The following is an 11,296-nucleotide window of genomic DNA, read 5'->3' on the forward strand; positions in this document are numbered from 1 at the left end:
GGCCTCAGCCCCGGTGGAAGGGGCAGCTCGACGGTGCGTCCGCGCGGCGCACGCGCCCACCGGAACGGGGCTTGGTCGGCATCCGTCGCCGGTTCACCCCGAGCCCGCGGCCGCTGATGCGGATGCGGGGGTCGCTGAGGGTCGCGATCGCGGCGGCGAGGCCGGCGATGGCGAGCTTCTCGCCGGGGCAGCGGTGGCCGGTGGCCACGTCGGCACCGCCGTGCGGGACGAACGCGGCGAGTGCTTCGTAGTCATCGACGCCGCGGAAGCGCTCGGGGTCGAACCACGGACGGGAGGGGACTCCGAGGGGGCGGCGGTGGCGGAGTGGGTGTGGTAGTCGAGGTGCGGCCGGGTGCCGGGTGCCGGGTGGCGGATGTCGAGAAGAGGAGGAACTCGGATCAGGACGATGCCGTCGTGCCGCGGATCGCCGCCAGGGTCGGCCGCCCAACCGCGAACCAGCGGGGGAAGACGACCTCGAACAGCTGCTCGCGGGCCAGGTCCACTCCTCCGCGCACCGGCTCCCGGGCATCGTTGACGCTCATCACGATCGACAGGTCGCGCGTGGCCAGGGGCAGCGAGAGTTCGTAGACACGGTGCCGCACCTCGGCCAGGAACAGCTCGCCGGCCGCCGCGACCGCGCCTCCGACGACGATGACGCCGGGGTTGAACATGTTCACCAACGTCGCTATCGCCTCGCCCACCTGCCGCGCCGAGGACCGCACGAGCGAGATCGCGAGCGCGTCGCCGCGGTCGGCGGCGATGGAGATGTGTTCGGGAGTGAGTGTGTCGCCCGTGGCGAGCATGTCGGCGATCGCCCCGGTGTCGCCGGAGGCCACGGCGTCGTGGGCATCGCGCACGAGCGCCCACCCGCCGGCCACGGCCTCGAGGCATCCGGTCTTTCCGCACCGGCACTGTTGCTGCGCGCCCGGGACGCGGACGTGGCCCACGTCGCCGGCGGCGCCGTTGGCCCCGCGGTGCAGGCGACCGTGCGAGACCAGTCCGGCGCCGATGCCCGTGCCCACCTTGCAATAGATGAGGTCGGGGTGGTCGTCGCGGCGCCGCGCACGCTCTCCCGCCGCGAGCAGGTTGACGTCGTTGTCGACCCACACGGGCGCGTCGTACCGCTGCTCGAAGTGCGAACGCACGTCGTAGTTGTTCCACCCGGGCATGATGGGCGGCGCCACCGGCCGTCCGGTTTCGAAGTCGACGGGGCCGGGCAGGCCCACCACGATCGCCCAGACCGACGGGTCCCCGCCGGTGGCGAGCAGGTCGTCGACCATCGCGGTCGCGGTCGCGAGCGTCGACTCGGGGCCCCGGGCGATGTCCCACTCCCGGTGAGCCTCGGCGAGGATCTCGCCGTCGAGGTCGGTGACGCCGACGTGAATGTGGAGGCCGCCGAGCGCGCACACCACGATCCGACCGCGCTCGGCGCGGAAACGCAGAGTGCGAGGTGCTCGCCCCCCGGAGGACGGGGCGTACTCGGCGTCTTCGAGAAAGCCCATCTCGATGGCCCGATCGACCCGCTGAGTCACGACGCCGCGCCCGAGGCCGGTCACGCGGCCGATCTCGGGCCGGGTGACCGCCTCGCCGAGGCGGACCATGTTGACGATCCGGAGCAGGCTGGTCACCTCGTCGGTCTGAGCCCCGAATCGAAGGGTGGAGTCGTTGGCCATGCTCGATCTTCACATAAGCCCGTGCCTCGACCCCGAGTTTCGAGGCCGCTATTGTTCACTAACCTCGCACTTCCGCATGATTCATACTGAAGTGCGGGCGGGTCTTCATCAATTGAATCGATACTCGGCATCCACGGGATCGGCTTCCCTGATACCGACTTCGGTCGGATAGTGGAAGAGGAGTCGGAACGGCCCGATTCCCCGAAAGGATCGAAGATGATCAAGCTTCTCTCGCACCTGTCTTACGTCGCGATCACGACGCCCGACGTCGATGCCTCGGTGGACTTCTATGTCACACAGGTGGGCCTGACCGAGGTCGCGCGCGAGGACGACCGTGTCTACCTGCGCTGCTGGGGCGACTACTACGCCTACTCCGTCGTCGTGGTCCGCGGCGACGAGCCGGCCCTCGAGACCATGGCCTGGCGCACCTCGTCGGCCGAAGCCCTCGAAGAGGCCGCGAAGCGCGTCGAGGCCACCGGCATCCAGGGCGAGTGGTTCGAGGGCCGCGGCATCGGACGCGCCTATCGCTTCACCGGGCCGTTCGGTCACAACATGACGCTGCACTGGGACGTCGAGCGCCACGGCGCCGAGCCGCACACCGCGTCGATCTTCCCCGACCGCCCCGAGAAGCGCAGCTCCGTCGCCGGGGCGCCGCGTCAGCTCGATCACGTCACCGTCGCCACGAGCGACGTCGACGCGTTCGTGCAGTGGTACGTCGACACGCTCGGCTTCCGCTTCATGGCCCGCACCGTGCTCGACGAGGCGCCGATCTCGGTGTTCTCGGTGCTCACGACCAACGAGAAGTCGCACGACCTCGGCGTCGTGCTCGACGGCTCCACGCGCGCCGGTCGCATCAACCACTACGCGTTCTGGGTCGACACCCGCGAAGAGCTCCTCATCGCCGCCGACACCCTGATGGAGAACGGCATCCCGATCGAGTACGGCCCGAACATCCACGGCATCGGCGAGCAGACCTTCCTCTACTACCGCGAACCGTCGACGCTGCGCATCGAGCTGAACACCGGCGGCTACCGCAACTACGTCCCCGACTGGGAGGCGAACACCTGGAAGCCGTCGCTCGGGTCGAACAACATGTACCGCAACGGCGCCATGCCGATGTCGATGACCGAGTCGTTCCCGCCGGCCGACGGCCCCAGCGCCACCGAAGAGGGCGTGCCCGACGAGATCAAGGACGCGCTGCTCAACCCGTACGCCGTCCAGGGTCGGGGCTGACGATGACGACCGCCCCCTTCGCCCTGGCGAGATTCCGGGACGGGGATGCCGTGCGCATCGGTCTCGTGGCCGGCGACCGCATCCGCGCGCTCTCCGACGGCGAGCTCGGGGGCGGGCTGAACGTCTTCCTCGCCGACCCCGACTGGGATCGGCTGGAAGCCCTGATCGAGGCGCCGGGGGAGTGGCATCCGCTCTCGGAAGTCACTCTCACTGCGCCCGTCGAGCCGCGGCAGGTGCTGCAGACGGGAGCCAACTACCGGCAGCACGTCATCGAGCTCGTGGCCGCGGGGCTGACGCAGAACACCGACCGCACGCCCGAGGAGGCGCGCGCGTTCGCCGCCGACATGATGGACGAGCGCGCCCGCAGCGGCGAGCCGTACTTCTTCGTCGGTCTTCCCGCGTGCGTCGTCGGCGACGACGTCCCGCTCATCCTGCCGGCGTACAGCGAGGTGCACGACTGGGAGCTCGAGCTCGCCGTCGTGATCGGTCGTGAGGCGTTCCGCGTCTCGCGGGAGGACGCGCTCGACCACGTCGCCGGGTACACGATCGTCAACGACATCACCACGCGCGATCTCGTGTTCCGCACGGACATGAAGGAGATCGGCACCGACTGGTACCGCGCCAAGAACGCTCCCGGGTTCCTGCCGACGGGGCCGCTCCTCGTGCCGGCGCGGTTCGTCGACCCCGCGGACACCCCCGTGCGACTCGAGCTCAACGGTCAGGTGATGCAGGATGCCACCACCTCCGATCTGCTCTTCGACGTGCCCGCGCTGGTGTCGGCGGCATCCCAGACCCACCCGTTGCTCCCCGGCGACCTGCTGCTGACCGGCAGCCCGGCCGGCAACGGCCAGCACTGGAAGAGGTTCCTGCGCGACGGCGACGTCATGACCGGGACGATCGGGGCGCTCGGAACGCAGACGGTGCGCTGCGTCGCGGAGGCGGCGGAGTGAGCGCGCTCTCGGAAGACCCCCGCGACCTCGACCGCCAGAACCCCGAGGCCGAGATCGCGGCGCGCGCCGAGGCCTACCGGAATTGGGGGCGGTGGGGGCAGGACGATGTCCTGGGCACGCTCAACTTCATCGACGCCGAGAAGCGTCGCGCGGCTGCCGCGCTCGTGCGCGAGGGGGTCTCGATCTCGCTCTCGCAGCGCTTCGACACCGACGGTCCGCAGAAGGGCTGGCGCCGACGCACCAACCCCGTGCACACGATGACCGACACGGGGACGGATGCCGAGCGCGGCAACCAGGGCTTCCCGCACGGCATCGGTGGCGCCGACGACGTCATCGCGATGCCCCTGCAGTGCTCGACGCAGTGGGACGGTCTCGGCCACATCTTCGACCACGGCTTCGCCTGGAACGGGCGCCGGGCGGGTGACGTCGTCACGAGCGACGGCGACCTCGTCACCGGGATCGAGCACGCCGCCGACGTCATCGTCTCGCGCGGAGTGCTGCTCGACCTCGGTCGGCACCTCGCCCCCGACACGACCGAGCTCGCCGACGGCTACGCCATCACCGCCGCCGACCTCGACGCGTGCGCCGCGGCACAGGGCGTCGCGGTCGGGCGCGGCGACATCGTGCTCGTGCGCACCGGACAGTTCACGCGCGTGCAGCGGGAGGGGTGGGGCGACTACGCCGGCGGCCCCGCGCCGGGACTGTCGCTGACCACGGCGGGGTGGCTGCACCGCACCGAGATCGCCACGATCGCGACCGACACGTGGGGCTTCGAGGTGCGGCCGAACGAGTTCGACGTTCCCGCCTTCCAACCGCTGCACCAGGTCGTCATCCCGAACATCGGACTCACGATCGGCGAGATGTGGAACCTCGACGCGCTGGCCGAAGCGTGCGCGTCTGCGGGACGCTGGGAGTTCCTCGTCTCGGCGCCGCCCCTCCCGATCACCGGCGCCGTGGGATCACCAGTGAATCCCGTCGCCCTGCTGTAAACCTGATCCCCGTCGAAAGAACAGAGAGGTTCTGACATGACCGCCGTTCAACGAGTCGCCATCGCCGGCGCCGGCGTCGCCGGCCTGGCATCCGCCATCTTCCTCGCCCGGGCCGGAGTCGACGTCGACGTCTTCGACGCCCAACCGTCGCTGCCCACCCGCGGTTCGGGCATCACCCTGCAGGGCAACGCGCTGCGCGTCTTCGACGAGCTCGGCGTGTGGGACGAGGTCGCGGCCGCCGGGAAGGCGTTCGAGGGTCTCAACCTGCGCGCGCCCGGGCCCGGTGCGCCCGTGGTCGCCGCCCTCCCCGACCTGAAGACGGGCGGACCCGACTACCCCTCGACCATGGGCATGTCGCGCCCCGACCTGGCGCGGATCCTCCTCGCCGCCGCCGAGAAGAACGGCGCACGCGTGCACTTCGGGCGTCGGGTGACCGGTGTCGAGCAGAGCGACGCGGGCGTCGAGCTGATCGTCGACGGGGAGTCGGCGGGTGTGTTCGACCTCCTCATCGGCGCGGACGGCCTGCACTCCACGGTGCGCGAGCTCATCGGCATCCGGGTGGTGCCCGAACAGACCGGGATGGGCATCTGGCGCACGTTCGTCTCGCTCCCCGCCGATGTCGACCGCAGCGAGCTGTACTACGGCGGCCCGATGTACATCGCCGGCTACACCCCCACGGGCGACGACACGATGTACGCGTTCCTGGTCGAGAAGTCCGAGGATCGCTCGGGTGTCTCGGCCGAAGACGCCCGCCGCATCATGGTCGAGCAGTCGCGCGCGTACGACGGACCGTGGAACTCCATCCGCGCCGACATCGAGGCCGGCGCCGACGCGAACTACACGTGGTTCACGCGGCACCTCGTGGACGCGCCGTGGAACCGCGGCCGCGCCGTCGTCATCGGCGATGCGGCGCACAGCTGCCCGCCCACGATCGCCCAGGGCGCGGCCCAGGGGCTCGAGGATGCCGCCGTCCTCACCGAGCTGCTTGTGAACCGGGATGCCGTGGACTCGGCGCTCTGGGACGAGTTCCACGACCGCCGCGTCGCGCGGGCGAGCGCCATCGTCGACGCCTCGGTCCAGCTCGGGCAGTGGCAGCTCGACGGCGCCCGCGACGCCGACATGGGCGGACTGATGTTCCGCGTCGCACAGCTCACGGCGGCCCGCGCGTGAGCGAGGTCGTCGATGTCCACGCCCACCTGCTGATGCCGGGGCTGCACGCCGAGGTCGAGCGGCGCGTGCCCGACGAGGTGCAGGCCGCGGCCGATCTCGAGTTGCGTCGGAACGGTCTCGCCAGCCTTCAGGCCTCGGGCCGCATGATCGGCGAACGTTTCCCGCGGTTGACCGACATCACCGCGCGCCTCGCCGCCATGGATGCGCAAGGGGTGGGCCGGCAGTGGGTCAGTCCGTCGCCGAACCACTTCTACCCGTGGGCCGGCGAGGGGCTCGCCACGTGGGCGTCGAGCGAGGCGAACCGTCTCATCGCCGCGCACGTCGCTCAGGCGCCGGATCGGCTGGTGGGTCTCGGGGTGGTGCCGCTGCAGCATCCCCACCTCGCCGTCGACGCGCTCGACGACGCGGTGCTCGGTCGCGGGCTCGCCGGAGTCGAGATCTCGTCGTTCGCCGGCGATGTCGAGCTCAGCGACGAGCGCCTGGAGCCGTTCTGGGCCCGCGCCGCCGAGCTGCGCGCCTTGGTGTTCCTGCACCCGTTCGGCTGCTCGCTCGACGAGCGACTGGACCGGTTCTACCTCTCCAACACGGTCGGGCAGCCCGTCGAGAACGCCGTGGCGCTGTCGCACCTCATCTTCGCGGGCGTGCTCGATCGGCATCCGGAGCTGCGCCTGGTCGCGGCGCACGGCGGCGGGTACCTGCCCACGGCGATCGGGCGTTCCGACCGCGCGTGGCGGGTGCGGCCCGAAGCGCACGCGTGCGCCGAGGCCCCCTCGACGTACCTGTCGAAGCTGTGGTTCGACACCGTGGTCCACGACGAGCGGGCGCTGCGCTGGCTCGTCGAGGCCGTCGGGGCCGATCGGGTGCTGTTGGGCAGTGACTTCCCGTTCGACATGGGGCTCGACGACCCGGCCGCCTTCGTGCGCGGATCGGGGCTGGCCGAGGCCGACGTCGCGGCGATCCTCGGGGCCAACGCCGAGGCGTTGCTGCGCACGCGGGTGCGCGCGTGAGGATCGCCCGGTGGGTCGACGGTGCCGACATCGGTGAGGGGTTCGTCGACGGGGATTCGGTGATCCCGTTCCCCGACGGGCTGCGGGTGGCGGAGGTGCTCGCGCAGGGTCTCTCGGCGGCTTCGGTGCTGTACGAACGGCGGGAGGTCGGGGCGGCCCGCCCCCTCGCCGACGTCCGCCTCCTCGCCCCGCTCGTACCGGCCTCGATCCGTGACTTCGTCGCGTTCGAAGAGCACGTCGAGGGCGTGAGCGCGTCGGTCGACGGCAAGAGCGAGGTCGTGCCCGAGTGGTACGAGGCCCCGACGTTCTACTTCACCAACCCGCACACCGTGCGCGCGACGGGCGATGTGGTCGCGATCCCCGAGACGCAGCGGCTCGACGTCGAGCTCGAACTCGCGGCGGTGATCGGCGGCGTGCCCGGTTCCGAGGGCGAGAACCTGGATGCCGCCTCGGCCGCGGCCCACATCTTCGGGTACACCGTGATGAACGACTGGTCGGCACGTGACCTGCAGTCGCGTGAGATGAAGGTGCGGCTGGGACCGGCGAAGGGCAAGGACTTCGCGATGACGCTCGGGCCGTGGATCGTCACGGCCGACGAGCTCGAGCCGTTCGTGGATGCCGACGGGTTCCTCGCGGTGCGCGCCGAGCTGTTCGTCAACGGCGAGCTCATCGGGCACGACCTCGTGTCCAACATGGGCTGGCCGTTCCCCGAGCTGGTGGCGTACGCCGCGCGGAACTCCGTGGTGGTGCCGGGCGACGTGCTCGGCTCGGGGACCGTCGGCAACGGCGGGTGCCTCGGGGAACTGTGGGGCCGCCGCGGCGGCCTCGACCCGCGTCCGCTGGAGCCCGGCGACGAGGTGCGCATGGTCATCGAGGGCGTCGGCGAGATCGTCAACGTCGTGGGGGAGCGGGTCGCCGCACCGGCGGTGTCTCGGGCGCGGGAACGGTCGCGGGCACGGTTCCGGGCCGAAGCGCACACCGCGCACTAATGTTGAAATAAGACAAAAGTCGGCGTATGCTGGGCGCGACGTCGGGGCCCGCGGGTCCGTTCGCCCGGTGAGGGAGCCGGAGCGGCACATACGGTCGCGTCGATCGCCCGGTCGTACGGGCGCCCCGCGTATGACTCTCTCCCCTGCGCGCGTCCGCATCCTGGTCGTCGCTCTTCTCGCGGTGTCGTTCCTCGGCGCCCTCGACCACACGGTGGTGTCGACGTCGCTCGCCACGATCGCCGGTGATCTCGGCGCGCTCGAGCACATGAGCTGGATCATGGTCGGCTACACCCTCGCCGCCACCGTGATGCTGCCCGTGCTCGGAAAGCTCGGCGACGTCGTCGGCCCCCGCCGCGTCTTCGTCGTGTCGCTCGGTCTCTTCCTCGTCGCCTCGCTGGCGTGCGGCTTCGCCCCCGACCTCGGCTGGCTCATCGCCGCCCGCGTGATCCAGGGCCTCGGCTCCGCGGGCCTCCAGCTCATGTCGCAGACGATCATCGCCCGCGTCACGAGCCCCCGTCAGCGTCCCCGATACATGGCGATCATCGGAACCGCGTTCCCCGTGGCGATCGTCGTCGGACCCGTCGTGGGCGGGCTCATCACCGACTTCTGGGGCTGGTCGTGGGTCTTCTGGATCAACGTCCCCCTCGGTCTCGCGGCCCTCGCCCTGGCGCTCGTGGCTCTTCCTCGCCTGCCCGGCGGCGCGCACCCGCGGTTCGACGTTCCCGGCTCGCTCGTGTTCACGGGTGCTCTGGTCGCCCTGGTGCTGGCCGTGACCTGGGTCGGCGACGAGGTCCTGCGGTCGGCCGCGCTCGCGTGCGCGGCGGTGGCGGTCATCGGCATCCTGGCCCTCGTCGTGATCGAGCGGCGCGCGGCGGCGCCGATCCTGCCGCCGAGGCTGTTCCGCAACCCCACGGTCCTCGCGTGCCTCGGCCTGTCGCTGATCATCGGCACGGGGCTGTTCGCGATCGTTGCGTACGTGCCCACCTACGTGCAGATGGCGTACCGCACGAGCGCGACGGTCTCGGGGCTCGTGCCGATCGCGACGGTGCTCGGCATGCTCGTGAGCAACCTGCTCACGGGGTGGCTCGTGAGCCGCTCGGGGCGCTACCGCCTGTACCCCGTGCTCGGCACGGGGATGGCGGCGGCGGGTCTGGCGACGATGGCGGCGCTTCCGGCCGAGATGCCGCTGTGGGTCCCGATGGCGGTCATGGCCGTCGTGGGTGTCGGCACCGGCTCCTTCATGAACATCATCTTCGCCGTCGTCCAGAGCGCAGCCTCCCGAGAGGACCTCGGCGCGGTGACGGCGACGACGAACCTCGTGCGCCAGATCGGCTCCGCGGTGGGCACCGCGGTCATCGGCGGGATCGTCGGGTTCGGCGTGGCTGCCGCGCTCCCTGCCGGGCTGGATGCCACCACCCTGACGCCCGCGGCCGCCCGCGCGGCGACTCCCGCGGTGCAGGGCGAGATCGCGGTCGCCTACCACGACGTGTTCGCGCCGGTGTTCCTCGGCCTGGCGGCGGTGTACGCGTGTGGCTTCGTGATCGCCCTTCTCCTGCCCGCGGGGCGGCTCTCGGACGAGATGCCCGTATCCGCCCCCGTCTCGACCCCTGAATCCGTCCGACCTCGAAGGAGAGAACATGTCTGACACCCCCACCGTCGTCGTCGTGGGCAGTGGCCCGATCGGCGCCGCCTACGCCCGCGTGATCCTCGAGAGCGTCCCCGCGGCGCGCGTCGTGATGTTCGAGGCGGGACCGCAGGTCACCGATCCCGCCGGCGCGAGCGTGCGCAACATCGTCGATGCCGACGAGAAAGCCCGTGCCCGCGAGCGTTCGCAGGGGCCGCAGGCCGGGGAGTTCCGCGCCTCGCTCGGCATCCCCGCCGGAACCGTCGTCGAGGGCATGTTCACCGCGCGGCAGGGGACGCACCTGCTCGACTTCGGCGGCGAGGGATCGGCGCACGCCCCGACCTTCCCGGCGGCGGCCGCGGCGACGAACGTCGGCGGTCAGGGAGCGCACTGGACCTGCGCGATCCCGCGCCCGGCGTTCAGCGAGAAGCTCGACTTCATCGCGGGCGAGGAGTGGGAGGACCTCATCACCACCGCCGAGGGGCTGCTGCACGCGCAGAGCGCGGCGTTCGCGGACTCCCCGGTCGGCGCGGCGATCCGGACGTTGCTCGACCGGGAGTTCGGGGCCGAGCTGCCCGACGGGTACGGCGTGAGCACCCTTCCCGTCGCGGGTGACCCGCAGCCCGACGGCTCGATGCGTTGGGCGGGTGCGGACACCGTGCTGGGGCCGCTCCTCGACTCCGACAGCGAGGTCGCGTCGCGCTTCGAGCTGCGCGACCTCACGCTCGTGCGCCGCGTCGAGCACGACGGTCGCCGGGCGACGGGGGTCGTCGTCGAGGATCTGCGGACGGGGCAGCAGTCGGTCGTGGCCGCGGATGCCGTGGTCGTCGCCGCCGACGCGTTCCGGTCGCCCCAGTTGCTGTGGGCGTCCGGCATTCGCCCCGCACCGCTCGGCCGCTACCTGACCGAGCACCACGTGGTCATCAGCACCGTCGCCCTGGATGCCGAGCGCATGAGCGCCCTCGTGTCGGACGACGAGCTGCAGCAGGAGCTCGCGCGCCGGGCGACGAACCCGGCCGACCCCGTGGCGGCGGTGAATCGCATCCCGTTCTCGGAGCCGGACCACCCGTACTCGGCGCAGATCATGTACGCCGAGGATCCCCCGTTCGCCCTCGATCCCGCACACCCGGCCTCGGGCAACCGGTGGGGGTACGTGAACATGGGCTTCGGCGTGCGCAAGTTTCCGCGCGTCGAGGACGGTGTCACCTTCAGCGACGACGAGCGGGACTACCGCGGACTGCCGAACTTCACGATCGAGTACGCGCTGACCGACCGGGAGGATGCCGAGATCGCGGAGGCGACCGAACGCCTGCGTCGCGCTGGGAACGCCCTCGGCGAGTTCATCGCCGAGCCGCGGCTGCTGCCGAACGGATCGAGCCTGCACTACATGGGCACGATGCGCGCCGGTACCGACCCGGCCACATCGGTCGCGGACCCGCACTCCCACGTGTGGGGCTTCGAAAACCTGCTCGTCGGAGGCAATGGGCTCATCCCCACGGCCAACACGATGAATCCGACGTTGATGAGCGTGGCGATCGCCGTGCGCGGCGCTCGCCGGCTCGCCGAAGAACTGCGCGAGGATGCTTCCTCCGCCACGGCGGACGAGGAGCCGGCGAAGGCCTGACGGGCAGGGACGGGGGCAGGCCGGACGGGTCCACCGG

The 11,296-nt window shown here is 71.3% G+C and carries 9 protein-coding genes and 1 pseudogene; 8 read left to right on the forward strand and 2 right to left on the reverse strand.

The window, feature by feature from the left end; genetic code table 11:
- Positions 1–4 precede the first annotated feature (4 nt).
- Positions 5–283: pseudogene (locus tag FE256_RS10635) on the reverse strand (cytochrome P450); the annotation flags it as partial.
- A gap of 115 nt (positions 284–398) precedes the next feature.
- A complete protein-coding gene (locus FE256_RS10640) occupies positions 399–1,673 on the reverse strand; it encodes an ROK family protein (RefSeq protein WP_138175392.1) in 1,275 nt (424 codons plus the stop codon).
- Positions 1,674–1,889: 216 nt separating this feature from the next.
- Between FE256_RS10640 and FE256_RS10645 the strand changes: the two genes are divergently transcribed.
- From FE256_RS10645 to FE256_RS10680, 8 genes are all read left to right on the forward strand, one after another.
- Entirely contained in the window at positions 1,890–2,906 is a 1,017-nt protein-coding gene (locus FE256_RS10645) for a VOC family protein (RefSeq protein ID WP_138175394.1), read from the forward strand.
- A gap of 2 nt (positions 2,907–2,908) precedes the next feature.
- Positions 2,909–3,856 (forward strand): fumarylacetoacetate hydrolase family protein, encoded by a 948-nt coding sequence (locus FE256_RS10650; RefSeq protein WP_138175396.1) that lies wholly within the window; start codon positions 2,909–2,911, stop codon positions 3,854–3,856.
- Complete coding sequence (locus FE256_RS10655; protein WP_138175398.1) at positions 3,853–4,845, forward strand: cyclase family protein; 993 nt, start codon at positions 3,853–3,855, stop codon at positions 4,843–4,845. Before FE256_RS10650 ends, FE256_RS10655 begins: the two co-directional genes overlap by 4 nt.
- A 36-nt stretch (positions 4,846–4,881) precedes the next feature.
- Complete coding sequence (locus FE256_RS10660; protein ID WP_138175400.1) at positions 4,882–6,015, forward strand: FAD-dependent monooxygenase; 1,134 nt, start codon at positions 4,882–4,884, stop codon at positions 6,013–6,015.
- Positions 6,012–7,022, forward strand: coding sequence for an amidohydrolase family protein (locus FE256_RS10665; RefSeq protein ID WP_138175402.1), 1,011 nt, complete (start codon positions 6,012–6,014; stop codon positions 7,020–7,022). Before FE256_RS10660 ends, FE256_RS10665 begins: the two co-directional genes overlap by 4 nt.
- Positions 7,019–8,011, forward strand: a complete 993-nt coding sequence (locus tag FE256_RS10670; RefSeq protein WP_138175404.1) for a fumarylacetoacetate hydrolase family protein — start codon at positions 7,019–7,021, stop codon at positions 8,009–8,011. The genes FE256_RS10665 and FE256_RS10670 overlap by 4 nt, the downstream gene beginning before the upstream one ends.
- Positions 8,012–8,141: 130 nt before the next feature.
- A complete protein-coding gene (locus tag FE256_RS10675) occupies positions 8,142–9,656 on the forward strand; it encodes an MFS transporter (RefSeq protein ID WP_138175406.1) in 1,515 nt (504 codons plus the stop codon).
- Positions 9,649–11,259, forward strand: a complete 1,611-nt coding sequence (locus FE256_RS10680) for a GMC oxidoreductase (RefSeq protein ID WP_138175408.1) — start codon at positions 9,649–9,651, stop codon at positions 11,257–11,259. Before FE256_RS10675 ends, FE256_RS10680 begins: the two co-directional genes overlap by 8 nt.
- Positions 11,260–11,296 lie beyond the last annotated feature (37 nt).

Origin of the sequence: Microbacterium sp. 5K110, assembly GCF_005774735.1 — a bacterium.
In the GTDB taxonomy this organism is placed as follows: domain Bacteria; phylum Actinomycetota; class Actinomycetes; order Actinomycetales; family Microbacteriaceae; genus Microbacterium.